Source organism: Ralstonia sp. R-29 (genome assembly GCF_049913345.1).
Lineage (GTDB): Bacteria > Pseudomonadota > Gammaproteobacteria > Burkholderiales > Burkholderiaceae > Ralstonia.
In genome coordinates this window covers 2,862,502-2,883,275 of sequence record NZ_CP184377.1, presented here as the reverse complement: position 1 = coordinate 2,883,275, position 20,774 = coordinate 2,862,502, and the positions used below count along the sequence as shown (strand labels likewise).

Annotated in this window: 18 protein-coding genes; all 18 read left to right on the top strand. The window is 65.1% G+C overall.

What is annotated here, in order from left to right; genetic code table 11:
* Positions 1-66: 66 nt before the first annotated feature.
* The gene (coq7, locus tag ACN9M1_RS13580; protein WP_426395150.1) at positions 67-702 is read left to right on the top strand and encodes a 2-polyprenyl-3-methyl-6-methoxy-1,4-benzoquinone monooxygenase; all 636 of its coding nucleotides are present in this window, start codon (positions 67-69) and stop codon (positions 700-702) included.
* 362 nt (positions 703-1,064) lie between these two features.
* On the top strand, positions 1,065-1,493 hold the full coding sequence (gene mraZ, locus ACN9M1_RS13575) for a division/cell wall cluster transcriptional repressor MraZ (RefSeq protein WP_426395148.1): 429 nt from the start codon (positions 1,065-1,067) through the stop codon (positions 1,491-1,493).
* A 9-nt stretch (positions 1,494-1,502) separates the two neighbouring features.
* The gene (gene rsmH, locus ACN9M1_RS13570) at positions 1,503-2,462 is read left to right on the top strand and encodes a 16S rRNA (cytosine(1402)-N(4))-methyltransferase RsmH (RefSeq protein WP_426395146.1); all 960 of its coding nucleotides are present in this window, start codon (positions 1,503-1,505) and stop codon (positions 2,460-2,462) included.
* An 18-nt stretch (positions 2,463-2,480) separates the two neighbouring features.
* A complete protein-coding gene (gene ftsL / locus ACN9M1_RS13565; RefSeq protein ID WP_426395144.1) occupies positions 2,481-2,813 on the top strand; it encodes a cell division protein FtsL in 333 nt (110 codons plus the stop codon).
* Positions 2,810-4,597 carry a peptidoglycan D,D-transpeptidase FtsI family protein gene (locus tag ACN9M1_RS13560; RefSeq protein WP_426395142.1) on the top strand — a complete coding sequence of 596 codons (1,788 nt, stop codon included), beginning with the start codon at positions 2,810-2,812 and terminating at the stop codon, positions 4,595-4,597. Before ftsL ends, ACN9M1_RS13560 begins: the two co-directional genes overlap by 4 nt.
* Complete coding sequence (locus tag ACN9M1_RS13555; protein ID WP_426395140.1) at positions 4,594-6,138, top strand: UDP-N-acetylmuramoyl-L-alanyl-D-glutamate--2,6-diaminopimelate ligase; 1,545 nt, start codon at positions 4,594-4,596, stop codon at positions 6,136-6,138. The genes ACN9M1_RS13560 and ACN9M1_RS13555 overlap by 4 nt, the downstream gene beginning before the upstream one ends.
* Positions 6,135-7,565 carry a UDP-N-acetylmuramoyl-tripeptide--D-alanyl-D-alanine ligase gene (locus ACN9M1_RS13550; RefSeq protein ID WP_426395138.1) on the top strand — a complete coding sequence of 477 codons (1,431 nt, stop codon included), beginning with the start codon at positions 6,135-6,137 and terminating at the stop codon, positions 7,563-7,565. Before ACN9M1_RS13555 ends, ACN9M1_RS13550 begins: the two co-directional genes overlap by 4 nt.
* 16 nt (positions 7,566-7,581) lie before the next feature.
* Entirely contained in the window at positions 7,582-8,751 is a 1,170-nt protein-coding gene (gene mraY / locus ACN9M1_RS13545) for a phospho-N-acetylmuramoyl-pentapeptide-transferase (RefSeq protein WP_426395137.1), read from the top strand.
* A gap of 146 nt (positions 8,752-8,897) precedes the next feature.
* The gene (murD, locus tag ACN9M1_RS13540; protein WP_426398867.1) at positions 8,898-10,397 is read left to right on the top strand and encodes a UDP-N-acetylmuramoyl-L-alanine--D-glutamate ligase; all 1,500 of its coding nucleotides are present in this window, start codon (positions 8,898-8,900) and stop codon (positions 10,395-10,397) included.
* Complete coding sequence (ftsW, locus tag ACN9M1_RS13535) at positions 10,394-11,635, top strand: putative lipid II flippase FtsW (RefSeq protein ID WP_426395135.1); 1,242 nt, start codon at positions 10,394-10,396, stop codon at positions 11,633-11,635. Before murD ends, ftsW begins: the two co-directional genes overlap by 4 nt.
* The gene (gene murG / locus ACN9M1_RS13530; protein WP_426395133.1) at positions 11,632-12,732 is read left to right on the top strand and encodes an undecaprenyldiphospho-muramoylpentapeptide beta-N-acetylglucosaminyltransferase; all 1,101 of its coding nucleotides are present in this window, start codon (positions 11,632-11,634) and stop codon (positions 12,730-12,732) included. Before ftsW ends, murG begins: the two co-directional genes overlap by 4 nt.
* A 14-nt stretch (positions 12,733-12,746) precedes the next feature.
* Complete coding sequence (gene murC, locus ACN9M1_RS13525; protein WP_426395131.1) at positions 12,747-14,162, top strand: UDP-N-acetylmuramate--L-alanine ligase; 1,416 nt, start codon at positions 12,747-12,749, stop codon at positions 14,160-14,162.
* 17 nt (positions 14,163-14,179) lie between these two features.
* Positions 14,180-15,175 carry a D-alanine--D-alanine ligase gene (locus ACN9M1_RS13520; protein ID WP_426398866.1) on the top strand — a complete coding sequence of 332 codons (996 nt, stop codon included), beginning with the start codon at positions 14,180-14,182 and terminating at the stop codon, positions 15,173-15,175.
* A gap of 37 nt (positions 15,176-15,212) precedes the next feature.
* Positions 15,213-16,124, top strand: coding sequence for a cell division protein FtsQ/DivIB (locus tag ACN9M1_RS13515; RefSeq protein ID WP_426395129.1), 912 nt, complete (start codon positions 15,213-15,215; stop codon positions 16,122-16,124).
* A complete protein-coding gene (gene ftsA, locus ACN9M1_RS13510) occupies positions 16,121-17,353 on the top strand; it encodes a cell division protein FtsA (protein WP_426395127.1) in 1,233 nt (410 codons plus the stop codon). The genes ACN9M1_RS13515 and ftsA overlap by 4 nt, the downstream gene beginning before the upstream one ends.
* Before the next feature lie 140 nt (positions 17,354-17,493).
* On the top strand, positions 17,494-18,693 hold the full coding sequence (gene ftsZ, locus ACN9M1_RS13505; protein WP_426395125.1) for a cell division protein FtsZ: 1,200 nt from the start codon (positions 17,494-17,496) through the stop codon (positions 18,691-18,693).
* A 391-nt stretch (positions 18,694-19,084) separates the two neighbouring features.
* Positions 19,085-19,585 (top strand): peroxiredoxin, encoded by a 501-nt coding sequence (locus tag ACN9M1_RS13500; protein ID WP_426398865.1) that lies wholly within the window; start codon positions 19,085-19,087, stop codon positions 19,583-19,585.
* Positions 19,586-19,827: 242 nt separating this feature from the next.
* Positions 19,828-20,745, top strand: a complete 918-nt coding sequence (gene lpxC, locus ACN9M1_RS13495) for a UDP-3-O-acyl-N-acetylglucosamine deacetylase (protein WP_426395123.1) — start codon at positions 19,828-19,830, stop codon at positions 20,743-20,745.
* Positions 20,746-20,774: the final 29 nt, after the last annotated feature.

The window sequence follows — 20,774 nt, the reverse complement described above, 5'->3', positions numbered from 1 at the left end:
GCCGGCGGCCTTACAATGACGTCTGCGCCGCACCGTTGCTGCGGCGCGTTCTCAGGCTCGATCCGCATGCTCGATCATTTCCTCCCCGAATTCGACCGCGCCCTGCGCGCCGTGGCCGGCGTGACCCGCGCCAGCCGTCCGAACCCCGCCGATGCCGTCGTCTCCCAAATGGACGATGCCGCCAAGCTTTCCGAGGCCGATCGCCGCCATGCTGCCGGCTTGATGCGCGTGAACCACGTCGGCGAGGTCTGCGCCCAGGCGCTGTACCAAGGGCAGGCGCTCTTCGCGCGCGATCCTGCCATCCGCGCCCAGTTGGACGAAGCCGCGCGCGAAGAGGAAGACCACCTCGCCTGGTGCGCCCAGCGCCTGCAAGAGTTGAACGACCGCCCGAGCCTGCTCAACCCCCTGTGGTACGCCGGCGCCTTCGCCATCGGTGCCGTAGCCGGCCGCCTTGGCGACAAGATCAGCCTGGGCTTCGTTGCCGAGACCGAGCGCCAGGTCGAGCATCACCTCGACGGCCATCTCGACAAGCTGCCCGAACAGGACACTCGCTCGCGCGCCATCGTCGCCCAGATGCGCGACGACGAAATCCGCCACGGCGACAACGCGCGCCAGGCCGGTGGCATCGATCTCCCTGCGCCCATCCGACAAGCCATGCGTGCCGCGTCACGCGTCATGACTAGCACCGCCTACCGTATCTGATGCCCGCGCCGTCGCCCGACGGCGTGCCACGCTCCCCCGTTCGCCCGAGTCAGACCGTGGCGGTGTTTTGCGCGCCGCGAGGGTAGCGGCCGCGCGGCGTTCTCTCACGTGGTTTCTCCATAATCCACGCTATCTCCTTCATTTGATTGGGAAAAGTCTAGCGGGCTGTTTTCGGGGTCACGCTAAGTCATTGTTCTGATTGCAAATTTTCCCTCTCGCAGGCCCCCGCAAGCCTTGACCGCCTAAAATCGTTCCTCTAAAGTGGGAAACAGTGTCAGAAAGTGTAGTTTTGTGGTTTGAAGAGGCCGTTTTGAGGGCCAGTTGACGGCGGTACAGTCCGCTGTCCGGAGAGAGAATCCAACGTGTTCCAGGGTGCGTCGGCGCTGACGCTGGATGCCAAAGGGCGGATGTCCATTCCGTCGCGGCACCGCGAAGCGCTCCAGCTGCAGGCCGAGGGCCGGGTGACTGTGACCAAGCACCCGGACGGCTGCCTCATGCTGTTTCCGCGCCCCGAGTGGGAACGCTTTCGCGAGCGCATCGCTGCGCTGCCGATGGAAGCCCACTGGTGGAAGCGGATCTTCCTGGGTAGCGCTGCCGATGTGGAACTCGATACTGCAGGTCGTGTCCTTATCACCCCTGAACTACGCGCGGCGGCCGCCCTGGAGCGCGACGTGATGCTGCTCGGTATGGGCAGCCACTTCGAAGTCTGGGACGCCGCCACGTACACCGCGAAGGAGCAAGCCGCCATGGCGCAAGGCATGCCCGACGCCCTCAAGAATTTCTCCTTTTGATGACGCGAGATGACAACCCAAGCCAGTACGGGACTGCGCCATCAAACGGTGCTCTTAGACGAAGCGGTCGACGCGCTGATCTGGCGCGACGACGGTATCTATATAGATGGAACCTTTGGGAGAGGCGGGCACAGCCGGCTCATCCTGGAGCGGCTGGGGCCCGGCGGCAGACTTGTCGCCTTCGACAAGGACCCGGCAGCAATCACCGAAGCGGGCACCGTAGAGGATGCCCGCTTCGCTATTGAGCATGACAGCTTCGCGCAGATGGCCCCGTGCCTGGATGCGCGCGGCATTGAACGGGTGGCCGGCGTGCTGCTCGATCTCGGCATCAGCTCGCCGCAGATCGACGAAGGCGCACGTGGCTTCTCGTTCCGGATGGATGGCCCGCTCGACATGCGGATGGACACCACGCGCGGCATCACCGCAGCCCAATGGCTGGCTGAGGCTGATGAGCGCGACATTGCGAGGGTGATACGGGACTATGGGGAAGAACGGTTTGCTGTACAGATTGCAAAGGCGATTGTTGCTCGCCGGGGCCAATCCGGGGATCGAGGTCCTCTCGATCGCACATCCGAGCTTGCCGCGCTCGTGGCGCAAGCCGTCAAAACACGCGAGAAGGGTCAAGACCCTGCGACCCGCACCTTTCAAGCTTTACGGATTCACGTCAATCAAGAGCTTGCGGACCTCGAAACCGGTCTGAAGGCCGCCTTTGATCGTCTGGAACAGGGGGGACGTCTCGTCGTGATCAGCTTCCATTCGCTGGAAGACCGCATCGTCAAGCGCTTCATGCAGGCCCTGGCGCGCCCGGAGCAATCCGCCGCGCCGGAACTGCGTCGGGCGCCGCTGCGTGCGCATGAGCTGCCGGCGCCGCAGTTGCGCCTGCTTGGCCGTGTGAAGCCTTCGGAGGCCGAGGTGTCGGCCAACCCGCGCGCGCGCTCGGCCATCATGCGCGTGGCTGAGCGCTGCTGATCGACGAGGCCGCCGGATATGAACCGCCTGAACATGTTCCTGCTGACTGCGCTGGTGCTGTGTGCACTGTCGCTGGTCAACGCACAGCATCAGGCGCGGCAACTGTTTGTCGCGCTGGATCGCGCGCAGGCGGAAGAAAAGCAACTGAATATCGACTGGTCGCGCCTGCAATATGAGCAAAGCGCGCTGGGCAAGAGCGCTCGCATTGCCGACATTGCGAGCAAGCAATTGAAGATGTCGCCCGCGCAGGCGGGCCGCACGCAGTATCTGCAGGGGTTTGCTGATTTGCCGGCGCCGGAGGCTTCCTCCGTTGCGGCAAGCGCGCCCACGGCTTCTGGAGTTCAGCCATGAGCGGCGTACGCAAACCAAACGGCACCACGGCGCGCGCACGCCTGGGCCAGTTCTCGGCCAGCCCGGTGCTGGGCCTGCGCTTGCCGATGTGGCGCTCGAAGCTGGTCGTGTTCCTGATGTTCGCGGCGTTCGTGGCGCTGATCGGCCGTGCGCTGTGGATCCAGGGGCCGGGCAACCGCTTCTACGAGGCTGAAGGCAAGAAGCGCTTCCAGCGCACGCTGGAGCTGCCGGCCACGCGCGGCAAGATTCTGGATCGCAACGGCCTGGTGCTGGCGACTAGCCTGCCGGTAAAGGCCATCTGGGCCGTGCCGGAAGACGTGCCCGACAACGTGCCCAGCGCTGAGATGCAGAAGCTCGCCAAGCTGCTCGGCATGAACGGCAAGGAGCTGGCTGCCAAATTGGGCGAAGACAAGGGCTTCGTCTACCTCAAGCGGCAGGTGCTGCCGGATGTGGCCGACCAGATTGCCGCGCTCAAGATCGACGGCATCTATCAGACGCGTGAGTACAAGCGCTTCTACCCGGAAGGGGAGGCGATGGCGCACATCGTCGGCTTCACCAACGTCGAGGACAAGGGCCAGGAAGGCATGGAGCTGGCGCGCGAGTTGGACCTCGCCGGTGCGGCTGGCCAGCGTCAGGTGATCAAGGATCGCCTGGGCCGCGTGGTGGAAGACGTGGGCGTGCTCAAGGCCCCGCGCGATGGGCATGACCAGACACTCTCCATCGACGCCAAGATCCAGTACCTGACCTTCAACGAGATCAAGGCCGCGGTGGAGCGCACCAAGGCCAAGGCCGCCAGCGCCATCGTGCTGGATGCCCAGACCGGCGAGGTGCTGGCGCTGGCCAACTATCCGACCTACAACCCGAACGACCGCAGTCGCCTGTCGGGCGAACAGTTGCGCAATCGCGTGCTGACCGACACCTTCGAGCCCGGCTCGATGATGAAGCCGATCACCATCAGTCTGGCGCTGCAGCTCAAGCGCGTGACACCGACCACGCTGGTGCAGACCAACGGCAAATACAGCTTTGAAGGCGCCACCATTTCCGATACCGGCAACTACGGCACGCTGACGGTCGCGCAGGTCATTCAGCACTCGAGCAACATCGGCACGACCAAGATTGCGATGACGATGAAGCCGCAGGAAATGTGGGACATGTTCACCAGCGTCGGCCTGGGGCAAGCGCCCAAGATCGGCTTCCCGGGCGCGGTGGCGGGGCGGCTGCGCCCGGCCAACAAATGGCGTCGCATCGAGCAGGCGACCATGTCGTATGGCTACGGCCTGTCGGTGTCGCTGTTCCAGATTGCCCATGCGTACACGATCTTCGCGCACGACGGCGAGTTGATTCCCGTCACGATGTACCGCACCAACGGCCAGTCGCCGCAGGGCGAGCGCGTGATCTCGCCGGAGGTGGCGCGGCAAGTCCGTCAGATGCTGGAAACGGTGACGGCGCCCGGCGGCACCGCGCCCCAGGCGCAAGTGATGGGCTACCGCGTGGGCGGCAAGACCGGCACCGCCTGGAAGCACACCGGGCGCGGCTATGACCGCTCCAAGTACCGCGCCTCGTTTATTGGCCTGGCGCCGATGTCGAACCCGCGCATCATCGTGGCGGTGAGTGTGGATGAGCCCACGGTGGGCAACCGCTACGGCGGTGGGGCGGCCGGCCCGGTGTTCTCGCAGATCGCGGGGGGCACGCTGCGCGCATTGAACGTGCCGCCGGATTCACCCGTGCGTCAGCTCGTGATGACCCCGGACGTGCCGGAAGAACCGGTGGGGGGCTTGCAATGACCGCCAAGCCGACGTCCGCTCGTCCGTCCATCGCCTCGCGCCTCGCGCCCGTGGTGGATTGGCTGCGCGCGCAGGTGCCGGCAGGGGCCGATCTCACCAGCGACACGCGCAAGCTCAAGACGGGCGACGTGTTTGTCGCCTACGTGCTGGGCAACGTGCGCCAGCGTGGCGATGGTCGCCCGCACGTTCCGCAGGCCATCGCGGCCGGCGCCTCCGCCGTATTGGCCGAGGCCCATGGCTATGCGATGCCGGCCGATGCGCCTGTCCGCATCCTTCCTGTGGACGGCCTGGCCGAACTGGCGGGGCCTTTGGCGGCGCAGTGGTACGGCGTGCCAGGACCGGAGGCGCTGCGAGTGATTGGCGTGACGGGGACCAACGGCAAGACGTCGTGCTCGCAGTGGATTGCCCAGGCGTTGACCAAGCAGGGCGAGCGCTGCGCAGTGGTGGGTACGCTTGGCACCGGGTTTGTCGATGCGTTGCAGGTGACCGGATTCACCACGCCGGACGCCATCCAGCTGCAGCACAGCCTGGCCGATCTGCACCGCGCGGGCGCCCGCGCCATCGCCATGGAAGTGTCGTCGCACGGCCTGGAGCAGGGTCGCGTGGACGGCACGGCATTCGACATTGCGGTGTTCACCAACCTCACGCAAGACCACCTCGACTACCACGGCACCATGGCCGAGTACGAGCTCGCCAAGGCGCGCCTGTTCGGCTGGCCGGGGCTGCGTGCGGCGGTCATCAACCGCGACGACGCGGCCGGTGTGCGCTTGCTGCAGAACGCCCGCGCCGAGGTTGAAACCATCGAATACGGCATTGATGGCGAAGCTGCCGCGCAGCACGGCGCCAAACACTGGTTGCGCGCGACCAACGTGCGCGCACATCGCACCGGCACCACGTTCGACGTGGATGGCAGCTTCGGCCAAGCGACCGTGCATGCGCCGACGGTTGGCCTGTTCAACGTATCGAATCTGCTGGCGGTGCTGGGCGCGCTGCTGGCAGCCGGTGTGCCGTGGCAAGACGCCATCGCGCGCCTGGAAAAGCTGCAGCCCGTGAGCGGCCGCATGGAACGCTTCGGCGGCGAAGATGGCCCGCTGGTGGTGGTCGACTACGCCCACACGCCAGATGCGCTGGAGCAGGCGCTGCGCGCACTTGCGCCGATCACCGAAGCGCGCGGCGGCAAGCTGTGGGCCGTGTTCGGCTGCGGCGGCGACCGCGACCCCGGCAAGCGTCCGCAGATGGGCGCCATCGCCGAGCGTTTGGCGCAGCACGTGGTGCTGACCTCCGACAATCCGCGCAGCGAAGACCCACAACACATCCTCGACGAGATTTCTGACGGCATGGACAACCCGCGCGCCGCAGCGCAGATCGAAGACCGCGCTGCCGCCATCCTGCACGCGGTGCGGCACGCCGACGCCCATGACGTGATCGTCGTGGCTGGCAAAGGGCATGAATCGACGCAGGAGATTGCGGGCCGCAAGCGCCCGTTCTCCGACCAGGAACACGTGCGCCTGGCACTGGCTGCCCGCGGGGTGAACGCATGAGCTCCGTGATGATGCGCGCTGCCGATGCCGCCGCCTGGATGTCCGGCGCTTACTTGGCCGGGCCCGACGCCGCCATCCTGCGTGTAACGACCGACAGCCGTGCCGTACAGCCTGGCGATCTGTTCGTCGCGCTGATCGGCGAGCGCTTTGACGCGCACGACTTCCTGCCCGAGGTGGTCGCGCGTGGCGCCGCCGCAGTGCTGGTATCGCGCGCGCCGGCTGCCACGCTGGATGTGTCCGGCGTCGCTGTGCTGACCGTGGCCGACACTCGCATTGCACTGGGCGAACTTGCCGCCGGCTGGCGCCGCCAGTTCCCGATTCCGGTCGTGGCGGTGACGGGCAGCAACGGCAAGACCACGGTCAAGGAGATGATCTCCGCGATCTTCGCGCAGGCCGTGGGCGAAGACGCCCGCCTGGCGACTGCCGGCAACTTCAACAACGACATCGGCCTGCCGCTCACCCTGTTCCGCCTGAACAAGCAGCACAAACTGGCCGTGCTCGAGCTCGGCATGAATCATCCGGGCGAGACGGCCGTGCTCGCCGCCATCGCGCAGCCCACCGTGGCGATGATCAACAACGCGCAGCGCGAGCACCAAGAGTTCATGGTCAGCGTGGAAGCGGTGGCCGAAGAACACGCGGCTGTGCTGGCCGCGCTGCCGCCCGATGGCGTAGCGGTGTTTCCGCGCGATACGGCCAACGGCGGCGAATATGCAGCGGTATGGCAGGCGGCTGCAGGATCGCGTCGCGTGCTGGATTTCGGCATCGAAGCCGGTGCGGTGACGGGCAAGGTGACGGATACCGCCGAGGGCCAACGCATCGATGTGCACGCGCCCGGTCAGCAGTTCGTCATCACGTTGCCGCTGCTGGGTTTGCACAACGCGCGCAATGCCTTGGCAGCGACGGCCTGCGCACTGGCTGCGGGCGTCGCGCCCGAAGTGATTGCGCAAGCGCTGAGCAGCTTCGCGCCGGTCAAGGGCCGGCTGCAGCGCAAGCCCGGCGCACATGGCGGTTTGGTTATCGACGACACCTACAACGCGAATCCGGATTCGGTACGCGCGGCCATTGATGCGCTGATGACGCTGCCGGCACCGCGCTGGCTGGTGCTGGGTGACATGGGCGAAGTCGGTTCGCAAGGGCCGGCCTTCCACGAAGAGATCGGCGCGTACGCACGCGAGCGCGGCATTGATGCCGTGCTGGCGACGGGCGAACTCGCGCGCCACACGGTGGACGCGTTTGGCGCCGGCGCACAGCATTTCGCATCGGCCGAAGACCTGATTGAACACGGCGTGCCGGCCATTGCACCGGCCGCGACGGTATTGGTGAAGGGCTCGCGCTTCATGCGGATGGAACGCATTGTGGAAGCGCTGGTCTTGAAAGACCCGGCTACAGCATCGTCGGCCGGCTCTTCCACGCAACAGAAGCATTAAAGGGATGTAAGAACCCATGTTATTGGCATTGGCGCAATGGCTGCAGAACGACTACGGCTTCCTGCGCGTCTTCAACTATCTGACGTTCCGCGCCGTGATGGCATCGCTCACGGCGCTGGTGATCGGCCTCGGGTTCGGGCCGTGGGTGATCCGTCGCCTGACCGCCTTGAAGGTCGGCCAGGCCGTGCGTACGGATGGCCCGCAAACGCATCTGGTCAAGGCCGGCACGCCGACCATGGGCGGCGTGCTGGTGCTCATCGGCATTGCCGTGTCCACGCTGCTGTGGGCCGACTGGGGCAACCGCTTCATCTGGATCGTGCTGCTGGTCACGCTGGGCTACGGCGCCATCGGCTGGGTGGATGACTATCGCAAGGTCGTGCACCGCGACCCGAAGGGCATGTCCTCGCGCGAGAAGTTCTTCTGGCAGACCTTGATCGGTCTGTTTGCTGCGGCGTACCTGGCGTTTTCGGTGTCCGAGACGAGCAACATGCGCGTGCTGGAACTGTTTCTGGATTGGGTGCGCAGCGGCCTGTCGCTGAATCTGCCGGCCAAGTCGCACCTGATCGTGCCGTTCTTCAAAGAGATCAGTTACCCGCTGGGCGTGTTCGGTTTCATCATCCTCACGTACCTCGTCATCGTTGGTTCGAGTAACGCCGTGAATTTGACGGACGGCCTGGACGGCCTCGTCATCATGCCGGTGGTGCTGGTGGGCAGCGCGCTGGGCGTGTTTGCTTACGTGATGGGCAGCGCGGTCTACAGCAAGTACCTGCTGTTCCCGCACATTCCGGGCGCGGGCGAGCTGCTGATCTTCTGCTCTGCAATGGCCGGGGCGGGCCTTGCCTTCCTGTGGTTCAACGCACATCCGGCGCAGGTGTTCATGGGTGACGTCGGCGCGCTGGCGCTGGGCGGGGCGCTGGGCACCATTGCCGTGATCGTGCGCCAGGAAATCGTGCTCTTCATCATGGGCGGTATCTTCGTGGCCGAGACGCTCTCGGTGATGCTGCAGGTGACGTGGTTCAAGTTCACCAAGAAGCGTTACGGCGAAGGCCGACGCCTGTTCCGCATGGCGCCACTGCATCACCACTTTGAACTCTCCGGCTGGAAGGAGACGCAGGTGGTTGTGCGCTTCTGGGTCATCACCATGATGCTGGTGCTGATCGGCCTGTCGACGCTGAAGCTGCGGTGACGACCATGACAGACATGATCGAGCCCATCGAGCCGCAGGACGACGACATGGCAGCGCCGCAGCCGGAAGTGGCTGTGGAGGCCGTTGTCGCCACGCTCGACTCCGCCGAGCCGATGCCTGCCGCCGAAGCCGCGCAGGAACCGCGCATGTTCGGCGAGTTCGACGCGCCGTTCGTGCTGGTGCTCGGCTTGGGCGAATCCGGCTTGGCGATGGCGCGCTGGTGCGCTCGCCATGGCGCACGCGTGCGCGTGGCTGACACGCGTGAGGCGCCGCCCAATCTGCCAACGCTTCGTGCCGCTGTGCCGGATGCGGAATTCGTGGGCGGCCCGTTTGACGTGTCGCTGCTGGAAGGCGTGACGCTGGTGGCGATCAGCCCGGGCCTGTCGCCGCTGGACGCCAACGTCGCGGCGCTGCTGGCCGCCGCCAACGAGCGCGCCATCCCCGTGTGGGGCGAAATCGAATTGTTCGCCCGTGCGCTGGCCGGCATGAAGGCAGCGCAAGGTTACGCGCCACGCGTGCTGGCCATCACCGGCACCAACGGCAAGACGACCACCACCGCGCTCACCGGCGCGTTGGCCGAGCGCGCCGGCAAGACCGTCGGCGTGGCGGGCAACATCAGCCCGTCGGCGCTGGACAAGCTTTCCGAATGCGTTGACGCTGGCACGCTGCCCGACGTGTGGGTGCTGGAGCTCTCGAGCTTCCAGCTGGAAACCACGCACACGCTCGATGCCGATGCCGCGACCATCCTGAACATCACGCAGGATCACCTCGACTGGCATGGCTCGATGGAGGCCTACGCTGCCGCCAAGGGCCGCATCTTCGGTGCCAACACCACACGTGTGCTGAACCGCCAGGATGCGGCTGTGATGGCATTCGCCAGCAAGTCTGGTGGTGACATCACCTTCGGCATTGACGAGCCTGCCACGCCCGATGCGCTTGGCCTGCTGCGCGATGGCGGCATGCCGTGGATCGTGCTGGCCGAAGCCGACGAAGACGATCTGCCCAAGCCGACGCGCCGCAAGAAGGGTGACACCACGCCGGCCGCACCGGTGCCCGTGCGCCTCAAGCGCCTGATGCCGGCCGATGCGCTGCGCATCCGAGGCCTGCACAACGCCACCAATGCGATGGCTGCGCTGGCGCTGTGCCGCGCGATCGGCCTGCCGGTCAGCGCGCTGCTGCACGGCCTGCGCGACTACGCCGGCGAGCCGCACCGCGTCGAGCTGATCGCCGCGTTTGATGACATCGAATTCTTTGACGACAGCAAGGGCACCAACGTCGGCGCGACGGTGGCGGCGCTCTCGGGCCTGTCCAAGCATGTGGTGCTGATCGCTGGCGGCGATGGCAAGGGGCAGGACTTTTCGCCGCTGGCCGCGCCGGTCGCGCAGTACGCGCGCGCCGTGGTGCTGATCGGCCGCGATGCGCCGCTGATTCGCGATGCGCTGGCCACTACCGGTGTCACGCTGGTTGACGCGCCGACGCTGGAAGCCGCCGTACAGGAAGCGGCCGATCGCGCGCAGCCGGGCGATGCGGTGCTGCTGTCGCCGGCGTGCGCGAGCTTCGACATGTTCCGTAACTACGAACACCGCGCGCAGGTGTTCCACGAAGCCGTGGTGGCGCTCGCCGCCGACCGAGGAGTCCTCCTATGAGCGACACCCAGATCAAGCGCAGCGGCTTCATCGGCGCGACCATCGGCAACGCGTGGGGCGGCCTGCGTGACGCCGTCTCGGGCGTCAAGCCCACGCGCTCCAAGATGATGGAGTACGACCAGCCACTGATGTGGGTGGCGATCGTGCTGCTGGGTCTCGGCTTGGTGATGGTGTATTCGGCGTCGATCGCGCTGCCGGATTCGCCCAAGTACGCGAACTACAGCAACGGTCATTTTTTGACGCGCCACATGTTCTCGCTGCTGATCGGGGTGATCGGTGCGGTGGTGGCGTTTCAGATTCCGATCAAGTTCTGGGACAAGTACGCGCCCAAGCTTTTCATCATCGCGCTGGTGATGCTGGTGATCGTGCTGATTCCGCACGTGGGCAAGGGCGTGAACGGCGCGCGGCGCTGGCTGCCACTGGGCATCATGAACTTCCAGCCATCCGAGTTGATGAAACTGGCGGTGGTGCTGTACGCCGCCAACTACACGGTGCGCAAGCAAGACTGGATGCAGAGCGTGCGCAAGGGCTTCCTGCCGATGGGTGTGGCTGTGGCCTTCGTGGGTGCGCTGCTGCTGCTGGAGCCCGACATGGGCGCGTTCTTGGTGATCGCAGCGGTGGCGATGGGCATCCTGTTTCTGGGCGGCGTGAACGGCAAGCTGTTCGGCGGGCTGGTGCTGACGGCGGTGTCGACGTTCTCGCTGCTGGTGCTGCTGTCGCCGTGGCGGCGCGAACGGATCTTCGCGTACCTGAATCCGTGGCAAGAGGAATACGCGCAGGGCAAGGCGTACCAATTGACGCATTCGCTCATCGCCTTCGGTCGCGGCGAGTGGACCGGTGTCGGCCTGGGCGGCAGCATCGAAAAGCTGCACTACCTGCCCGAAGCGCACACCGACTTCATCCTCGCGGTGATCGGCGAGGAGCTCGGCTTCATCGGCGTGCTGATCGTGATCCTGCTGTTCTACTGGATGGTGCGCCGCGCGTTTGAGATCGGTCGCACCGCGCTGCAGCTTGACCGCACGTTCGCCGGCCTGGTCGCCAAGGGGCTGGGAATCTGGATTGGCTGGCAGGCCTTCATCAACATGGGTGTGAACCTAGGCTTGCTGCCGACGAAGGGCCTCACGCTGCCGTTGGTGAGCTACGGCGGCTCGGGCATTTTGATGAACTGCGTGGCGGTTGCACTGCTGCTGCGTATTGACTACGAGAACCGCGTGCTGATGCGTGGGGGCAAGGTATGACGACCCGTATGTCGCCAGATCGGTCACCGCGCACCCTTCTCGTCATGGCCGGCGGTACGGGCGGCCACATCTTCCCCGCGTTGTCGGTGGCCAAGCTGCTGGCCGCGCGCGGTTGGAAGGTCGTGTGGCTTGGTAACGCGAACGGCATGGAAGGCCAGCTCGTGCCCAAGCACGGTTTCCCGCTGGAGTCGGTGCAGTTTGGCGGTGTGCGCGGCAAGGGCCTCGTCACCAAGTTCCTGCTGCCGTTGAACCTGCTGCGCGCGTTCTGGCAGAGCCTGGGCGTGGTGCGTCGCGTGCGTCCGAACGTGGTGCTCGGCATGGGTGGCTATATCACCTTCCCGGGCGGCATGATGAGCGTGCTGCTGGGCCGCCCGCTGGTGCTGCACGAACAGAATTCGATCGCCGGTCTCGCCAACCGCGTGCTTGCGCGCCTGGCCGATCGCGTGCTGTGCGCGTTCCCGAATGCATTGGCCGGCGCCGAGTGGGTCGGCAATCCGATCCGCGCCGATCTGGCAATGCTGCCATCGCCACAGACGCGCTACGCCGAGCGCACCGGCTCGCTGCGTGTGCTGGTCGTCGGCGGCAGCCTAGGCGCAGCGGCCCTCAATGATGTGGTGCCCAAGGCGCTAGCGCTTTTGCCGGCCAACACGCGCCCGATCGTCATCCACCAGGCGGGCGCCAAGCAGATCGACACGCTGCGCGCCAACTACGCCGCGGCAGGCATTGACGACACACACGCGCAAGCCGTGCCCTTCATCAATGACATGGCCACTGCCTATGCGCAGGCCGATCTCGTGATCTGCCGCGCGGGCGCCATGACCGTTTCAGAAGTAGCCGCGGCGGGTGTCGCGGCGCTGTTTGTACCGTTCCCGCATGCGGTGGACGATCACCAGACCACCAACGCGCGCTTCCTGTCGGAGCGCGGTGCAGCCCTGTTGGTGCCCCAGCCAGAACTGTCGCCGGCATCGCTGGCGGATACACTCGCGTCCCTAACGCGTGCGCAATTGGCCGATATGGCGGCTAAAGCACGCGAACAGGCAAGGCCTGAAGCGGCCGAGCGTGTTGCCGACGTGTGTGTTTCGGTGGCACGGGCATAGGGAATCGAATCGATATGAAGCACATCGTCAAAAACATCCATTTCGTGGGCATCGGCGGCGCCGGCATGAGCGGCATCGCCGAGGTGCTGCTGAACCTGGGCTACCGCGTGACGGGCTCAGACCTGGGGCAAAGCGCGACCACGCAGCGCCTGGCATCGCTGGGCGCGACCATCATGCAGGGCCATGCGCCGGAACACATCGTCGGTGCGAACGCCGTGGTGGTCTCCACCGCCGTGCGCGGCGACAACCCGGAAGTGCTGGCCGCGCGCGCCAAGCGCATCCCCATCGTGCCGCGTGCTGTGATGCTGGCCGAACTGATGCGCCTGAAGCAGGGCATCGCCATTGCTGGCACGCACGGCAAGACGACGACCACCAGCCTGGTCGCCTCCGTGCTGGCCGAGGGCGGGCTGGATCCGACCTTCGTGATCGGCGGTCGCCTGAACTCTGCCGGCGCCAACGCGCGGCTGGGCACGGGCGACTTCATCGTCGCCGAGGCGGACGAATCGGATGCGTCGTTCCTCAACCTGTTCCCCGTGATCGAAGTCATCACCAACATCGATGCCGATCACATGGAGACCTACGGGCACGATTTCTCGCGCCTGAAGCAGGCCTTCATCGAGTTCACGCAGCGCCTGCCGTTCTACGGTATCGCCGTGCTGTGCGTGGATGACCCGAACGTGCGCGAGATCCTGCCGTTCGTCTCGAAGCCCGTCGTGCGCTACGGTTTTGCCGAAGATGCACAGGTGCGCGCTGTCAACCCGCGCGCCGTCGATGGCCGCATGGAATTCACCGTGATCCGCCAGATCAACGGCCACGCCGAGCCGCCGCTGTCGATCACGCTGAACCTGCCGGGCCTGCACAACGTGCAGAACGCGTTGGCCGCCATCGCTATCGCCACCGAACTCGAAGTGCCGGACGAGGCCATCGTCAAGGCGCTGGCCGAGTTCAACGGCGTGGGCCGCCGCTTCCAGCGCTACGGCGAAGTGCCGACGGCTGACGGCAAGGGCACCTTCACGCTCATCGACGACTATGGCCACCACCCGGTCGAGATGGCCGCCACGCTGGCTGCCGCACGCGGCGCGTTCCCGGATCGTCGCCTCGTGCTGTCGTTCCAGCCGCACCGCTACACCCGCACGCGCGATTGCTTCGAAGACTTCGTGAAGGTGCTCGGCACGGTCGACGCGCTGTTGCTGGCCGAGGTGTATTCCGCCGGTGAGCCGCCTATCGTGGCTGCCGACGGCCGATCGCTCACGCGCGCGCTGCGCGTGGCCAACAAGATCGAACCCGTATTCGTGGAACAGATTGAAGACATGCCGCAAGCGATCCTAGATGCGGCGCAGGACGGCGATGTGGTCATCACCATGGGTGCAGGGTCGATCGGCCAAGTGCCCGGTCAGGTGGTGGCGCGGCAGGCAGGAGCACAGGCATGACGACAGACATGACCACGATGGCGACTGGCCCGTTCGTTGCACATCCGACCATCGATCCGAAGTCCCTCGGCAAGGTGGGCGTGCTGCTGGGCGGCCGCTCGGCCGAGCGCGAAATCTCGCTGCTGTCGGGCAATGGCGTGCTGGCGGCGTTGCGCTCGCGCGGCGTGGATGCGCATCCGTTTGATCCGGGCCTGCAGCCGGTGGCCGACCTCGCCAAGCAAGGCTTTGACCGCGTGGTGATCTCGCTGCACGGCCGCTTTGGTGAAGACGGCACGATCCAGGGCCTGCTCGAACAATTCGGCATTCCGTACACCGGCAGCGGCGTACTCGCGTCTGCGCTGGCGATGGACAAGGAAGCCACCAAGCGTCAGTGGCAAACGCATGGTCTGCCGACGCCAGACTTTGCGATGCTGCACGCCGACACCGACTGGCAAGCCGTGGCTGACCGCCTGGGCCTGCCGCTGATCGTGAAGCCGGCGCGCGAAGGTTCGTCCATTGGCCTGACCAAGGTGACGAGCGTGGCCGAGTTGCCCGCCGCCTACGAAAAGGCTGCGCGCCTGGACCGCGACGTGATGGCCGAACAGTTCATCGACGGCGACGAATTGACCTGCCCGATCATCGGCGAAGGCGAGAGCGCCACCGCGCTGCCGCTGATTCGCATCGTCGCGCCGCAGGCCAACTACGACTACCAGCACAAGTACTTCACCGACGACACGCGCTATGAGTGCCCGGCACCGATTCCCGCCGATGTGGCCGCGCGCGTGCAAGCGCTGGTGGTGCAGGCGTATCGCGGGCTGGGCTGCCGTGGCTGGGGCCGTGCCGACATCATGCTGCGCAAGTCCGACAACGCACCGTTCCTGCTGGAGATGAACACGTCGCCGGGCATGACCGGCCATTCGCTGGTGCCGATGGGCGCCCGTGCTGCGGGCATCAGCTACGAAGATTTCGTGTTGCAACTGGCGGCGTCCGCGTCGCTGGAGCTGCACGCGAGCAGTGATTGGAAACCCGAATAACCGACGAAACGTCAGCCAAACCGAATCGCACAACGTTATGTGGCACAACACCCGTCTCCTCAACGCCATCGCGAGCGCGCTGTATGCGCTGCTCGCGCTTGGCTGTTTGGGCGTTGGGGCGATGTGGCTGATGCAGCGTCCGATGTTCCAGTTGCAGCAGGTGCGTGTGATGCCGATGGCCGGTAGCGAATTGCATCACGTGAGTGGGCCGAGCGTGCGCGCCAACGCGCTGGCCAAGCTGCGCGGCAACTTCTTCACGCTGAACCTGGACGAGGCCCGTGCTGCGTTCGAGTCGGTGCCGTGGGTGCGCCGTGCGAGCGTGCGGCGCGTGTGGCCCAACGGCCTGCTGGTCGAAGTGCAGGAGCACGAGGCGCTGGGCACATGGGGCGGCAATGACTCCGGCAAGTTGGTCAACACGTATGGCGAAGTCTTCGTGGCCAACCTGGCCGAGGCCGAAGACGACGTTGACCTGGTGGCGCTCGCCGGCCCCGAGGGCACGGAGCAAGACGTGGTCGACAAGCTGGAAACCATGACCGAATGGTTCAAGCCGATGAACACCGAGCCCGTGAGCGTCACGCTCACCGACCGCTACGCCTGGCGCGCGCGGCTGTCCAACGGCACGGTCATCGAGTTTGGCCGTGAATTGAATGATGACGATCGCACCGCGCTGGCCGCGCGTGCCCGCCGCTTTGTGCGTGCGTGGCCGCAGGTGACGCAGCGCTGGGGCGGTCAGATTGAATACGCCGATCTGCGTTACCCGAATGGGTTCGCGGTTCGGGCGGCGGGTGTGCGCTTCCTGACCGATGCGCAGGCTGCGGTGCTGGCCAAGGGGGGCAAGTTGCCCAGCACCACGAATGGCACCAGCAGTGCCGCAAAGCCGAAAGCCACGCTGGGGGGTAAGCCGGTGGCCAACAACAAAGCAACGCGAAGCACAGAGAAAACGCGATGAGCAAGGAATACAAGGATCTTCTGGTCGGGCTGGATATCGGCACCTCCAAGGTGGTGGCGGTGGTGGCCGAACTGCGTCCTGACGGCGCCTACGAGGTCATCGGCATGGGCCAGACCGAATCGAAGGGGCTGAAGAAGGGCGTGGTCGTCAACATCGAGGCGACCGTCCAGTCGATCCAGAAAGCGCTCGAAGAAGCGGAGCTGATGGCCGACTGTAAGATCGGCGAGGTCTTCACGGGCATCGCCGGCAGCCATATCCGCAGCTTCAATTCGAGCGGCATGGTGGCGATCAAGGACAAGGAAGTCACCTCCACCGATGTGGCCCGCGTGATCGAGACCGCCAAGGCCGTCAACATCCCGACCGATCAGCAGATCCTGCACATCCTCACGCAGGAATTCATCATCGACGGCCAGGAAGACGTGCGCGAGCCGATCGGCATGAGCGGCATCCGGCTTGAGGTGAAGGTGCACATCGTGACCGGCGCGGTGAGCGCGGCGCAGAACATCGTCAAGTGCGTGCGCCGCTGCGGGCTGGAAGTGCACGACCTGATCCTGCAGCCGCTGGCATCGAGCCTCGCGGTGCTGACCGAAGACGAGAAAGAACTCGGCGTGGTGCTGGTCGACATCGGCAGCGGCACGACCGACATCGCCATCTTCAGCGAAGGCGCGATCCGCCATACGGCCGTGATCCCAATCGCGGGTGACCAGATCACCAACGACGTCGCCATGGCCCTGCGCACGCCGACGCCGGACGCCGAGGACATCAAGATCCAGTACGGCATCGCCAAGCAGGTGCTGGCTGACCCGGACGAGATGATCGATGTGCCGGGCGTGGGCGACCGCGGCCCGCGCACGCTCTCGCGCCAAGCGCTGGCTGCCGTGATCGAGCCGCGCGTTGAAGAGCTGTTCTCGCTCGTGCACCAGGTGGTGCGCGAATCGGGTTACGAGGAACTGCTCTCCAGCGGCGTGGTCCTCACCGGTGGCACCGCAATGATGCCGGGCATGGTCGAGCTGGGCGAAGACATGTTCCTGAAGCCCGTGCGCGTGGGTGTGCCCGAGTACCGCGGCAACTTGCACGAGGTGGTCAAGAGCCCGCGCTATGCCACGGTGATGGGCTTGCTGCAGGAAGGTCGCGTGCAGCGCATGCGCGGGCGAAAGGTTGTCGTGCAGTCCGGTTCTGCCAAGCAGATGTGGACGCGCATGAAGGAATGGTTCATCGGCAACTTCTAAGCGCGTGCGCGCTGGGTGTTGGCGATGTGCTCCCTGGGGGGAGCAAATTGAGTTTCTTGTTTTGATGTTTTTTGTTCAGGAACCAGGGGTTGCGGCGGGGAGGCTGCATCGTCTGGGACTGATCACTTCTGGAGGCAACGATGGACTTCGACATGATTGAAACGGAAATGCAGGACGGCACCATCATCAAGGTGGTCGGCGTCGGCGGCGCGGGCGGTAACGCCGTGCAGCACATGATCAGCCGCGGCGTGCAAGGCGTGGAATTCATCTGCATGAACACCGATGCGCAGGCGCTCAAGCGCTCGACCGCATCGCGCGTGCTGCAACTGGGCAGCACGGGCCTGGGCGCCGGCGCCAAGCCGGAAGTCGGCAAGCACTGCGCAGAAGAAGCGCGTGAGCAGATCGCCGACGCACTGCGCGGCGCGCACATGGTCTTCATTACCGCCGGTATGGGCGGTGGCACGGGCACGGGCGCCGCTCCGGTGGTCGCACAGATCGCCAAGGAAATGGGCATCCTGACCGTGGGCGTGGTCTCCAAGCCGTTCGATTTCGAAGGCGCACGCCGCGCCAAGATGGGCGAGCATGGCGCCAATGAACTCGAAGGCAACGTCGATTCACTGATCGTCGTGCTCAACGAGAAGCTCTTCGAAGTCATGGGCGATGACGCCGAGATGGACAAGTGCTTCCAGTGCGCCGACGACGTGCTGCACAACGCTGTGGCCGGCATTGCGGAAATCATCAACGTCGACGGTCTGGTGAACGTCGACTTTGAAGACGTGAAGACCGTGATGGGCGAACAAGGCAAGGCGATGATGGGCACGGCCACCGTGTCCGGCGTCGACCGTGCACGCCTGGCCGCAGAGCAAGCCGTGGCAAGCCCGCTGCTGGAAGGCGTGGACCTGTCGGGCGCACGCGGTGTGCTGGTCAACATCACGGCCAGCCGCTCGCTCAAGCTGTCCGAGACCAAGGAAGTGATGAACACCATCCGCAGCTATGCCGCGGAAGATGCCACCGTCATCTTCGGTACGGTCTACGACGATGCCATGGGCGACGCACTGCGCGTAACCGTGGTGGCGACGGGCCTGGGCCGTGCTGCCCGCAACAAGCAGCAACAGCAGCAGACGATGACGTTGCTCAAGACCGGTACCGACAACCAACCGGTGGCCTTCGGCGGTGGCGCCAGCCACTCGATGGCAGCCGCGCCGGACTACAGCAACTTCGATACCCCGGCCGTGTGGCGCAGCTCGCGTGAGTCGGCATCGGCTCACGTCGCAGCGCTGCAGGAGAAGGGCGTCGACACGTACGACATTCCGGCATTCCTGCGCAAGCAGGCGGACTGATCGGGCGAGTTGGTTCGATAGGCACCCGTGCACGTCCAGCTGCCTGCGGCACCTCACGCCGCGCGCGGTTCACGGCTCCCCTCCCGTGACCGCCGTTGTGTGATGGCTCGTCGCTAGCAAGCCGACAGCGCGCGATGAATCGGACATAGTCGTTGCCGCCGGGCAGGTCGGCCTCTGGCCGCCTCCCCGGAAGGGTCCAGCCCGCCCGGCGGGTGTGTCCGTTCATCGTGTAGCGCGCGATGCCTGTTTTACCGGCTACGGCCTGATGATGTTGTCTCCCAAGACCGCCCGCGTGATTCCCTCACGCGGGCGGTCTCGTTTTTGTGAACCGGCTGCGCGGTTGCTGCACAGGTTCTATGATCCCGATATTCCCGCGCACTCACTGACGATCATGATCCAGCCTGGTCAACCGCTTCCCGACGCGACGCTTTACGAGTTCTTTGAAGTGGAAAAGGACGGCTGCGCGCTCGGGCCCAATGCTTTTTCCATTCAGGATCTGGCCGCAGGCAAGACGATCGTCATCTTCGGCTTGCCCGGTGCATTTACGCCGACCTGCTCAGCGCGCCATGTGCCTGGCTATGTCGAGCACTACGATGCGCTGCGCGCCAAGGGTGTCGACGAAATCTGGTGTGTATCGGTTAACGATGCGTTCGTAATGGGCGCATGGGCCCGTGCGCAAGGCACCGAAGACAAGGTCCGCATGCTGGCGGACGGCAGCGCGGAGTTCACGCGCAAGCTTGGACTTGATCAAGACCTCTCCAAGCGGGGCATGGGTGTGCGATCCCAGCGCTACGCGATGGTCGTGAAAGACGGTGTGGTAACCGTGCTACAGGTGGAAGCGCCCGGCCAATTTGCCGTGAGCAATGCGGAATCGATCCTGGCGATACTCTGAAGTCACGCCAACATGCCCCAAAATGGCGCCAATCCGCCGGCTGCCGCGTCCACGCGTGGCCGGCGCGCGCTGGGCGTTGAATATGCTGGCAGCGAGATTGAGCAAAGCGTCTGCACCCCTAACATCCCGATACAAAAGTCGTTTTGAAGGCAGGGGTGTGAAAATGGTATGCTTAGGGTTATCACCTATGCGTGTCGCATAGATAAAAACAATCATAGAAATTTCGTGAGTTGAGGGCGGCCATGTTGAAACAACGCACCATCAAGTCCGTCGTCAAGACCGTCGGCATCGGGTTGCACTCGGGCCGCAAGGTTACGTTGACGCTGCGCCCGGCCGCGCCCGGCACGGGCATCGTGTTCACGCGCGTGGACCTGGACCCGGCCGTCGAAATTCCCGCCAATGCCAACGCCATCGGCGACACCCGCCTGGCTTCCGTGCTGCAGAAGGACGGCGCGCGCGTCTCGACCGTTGAACACCTGATGTCGGCTTGCGCCGGCCTTGGCATTGACAACCTCTACGTGGATGTCGATGCGGAAGAAATCCCCATCATGGACGGCAGCGCTGCCTCGTTCGTGTTCCTGCTGCAATCGGCGGGCATTGAAGAGCAGGGCGCGGCCAAGCGTTTCATTCGCGTGACCAAGCCGGTGGAAATCCGCGAAGGCGATAAGCTTGCCCGGCTGGATCCGTACTTTGGCTTCAAGCTGTCGTTCACGATCGAGTTTCGCCACCCCGCTGTCGACAAGACCGGTCAGACGTTCGAAATCGATTTTGCCGACACCAGCTACACGCGCGAAATCGCCCGTGCACGCACCTTCGGTTTCGCGCACGAAGTCGAGATGCTGCGCGAAGTCGGCTTGGCGCGCGGCGGCAGCCTCGACAACGCTATCGTGCTCGACGAGCACCGCATGCTGAACAACGACGAACTGCGCTACGGCGACGAGTTCGTCCGCCACAAGATTCTCGATGCCATTGGGGATTTGTACGTGGTCGGCTATCCGCTGATTGCCGCATACACGGCGCACAAGTCGGGGCACGGCCTTAACAACGCGCTGCTGCGCGCGCTGCTCGCCGATGAAACCGCTTACGAGATCGTGACATTCGACAAGGTGGAAGAGGCGCCGCGCGCATTTCTGCCGCAGTTGCAGCCCGCGTTTTCGTGATCGGCTGATACGGTGACACGCATGAAAAA

Bases quoted from the DNA above. Each gene is read 5' to 3' on its own strand.
- rsmH (WP_426395146.1), top strand. From the start codon at position 1,503: ATGACAACCCAAGCCAGTACGGGACTGCGCCATCAAACGGTGCTCTTA.
- ftsL (WP_426395144.1), top strand. From the start codon at position 2,481: ATGAACCGCCTGAACATGTTCCTGCTGACTGCGCTGGTGCTGTGTGCA.
- ACN9M1_RS13520 (WP_426398866.1), top strand. From the start codon at position 14,180: ATGGCGACTGGCCCGTTCGTTGCACATCCGACCATCGATCCGAAGTCC.
- mraY (WP_426395137.1), top strand. From the start codon at position 7,582: ATGTTATTGGCATTGGCGCAATGGCTGCAGAACGACTACGGCTTCCTG.
- ACN9M1_RS13555 (WP_426395140.1), top strand. From the start codon at position 4,594: ATGACCGCCAAGCCGACGTCCGCTCGTCCGTCCATCGCCTCGCGCCTC.
- lpxC (WP_426395123.1), top strand. From the start codon at position 19,828: ATGTTGAAACAACGCACCATCAAGTCCGTCGTCAAGACCGTCGGCATC.
- ACN9M1_RS13515 (WP_426395129.1), top strand. From the start codon at position 15,213: ATGTGGCACAACACCCGTCTCCTCAACGCCATCGCGAGCGCGCTGTAT.
- ftsZ (WP_426395125.1), top strand. From the start codon at position 17,494: ATGGACTTCGACATGATTGAAACGGAAATGCAGGACGGCACCATCATC.
- coq7 (WP_426395150.1), top strand. From the start codon at position 67: ATGCTCGATCATTTCCTCCCCGAATTCGACCGCGCCCTGCGCGCCGTG.
- ACN9M1_RS13560 (WP_426395142.1), top strand. From the start codon at position 2,810: ATGAGCGGCGTACGCAAACCAAACGGCACCACGGCGCGCGCACGCCTG.
- ftsW (WP_426395135.1), top strand. From the start codon at position 10,394: ATGAGCGACACCCAGATCAAGCGCAGCGGCTTCATCGGCGCGACCATC.
- murC (WP_426395131.1), top strand. From the start codon at position 12,747: ATGAAGCACATCGTCAAAAACATCCATTTCGTGGGCATCGGCGGCGCC.
- ACN9M1_RS13550 (WP_426395138.1), top strand. From the start codon at position 6,135: ATGAGCTCCGTGATGATGCGCGCTGCCGATGCCGCCGCCTGGATGTCC.
- ftsA (WP_426395127.1), top strand. From the start codon at position 16,121: ATGAGCAAGGAATACAAGGATCTTCTGGTCGGGCTGGATATCGGCACC.
- murG (WP_426395133.1), top strand. From the start codon at position 11,632: ATGACGACCCGTATGTCGCCAGATCGGTCACCGCGCACCCTTCTCGTC.
- ACN9M1_RS13500 (WP_426398865.1), top strand. From the start codon at position 19,085: ATGATCCAGCCTGGTCAACCGCTTCCCGACGCGACGCTTTACGAGTTC.
- murD (WP_426398867.1), top strand. From the start codon at position 8,898: ATGTTCGGCGAGTTCGACGCGCCGTTCGTGCTGGTGCTCGGCTTGGGC.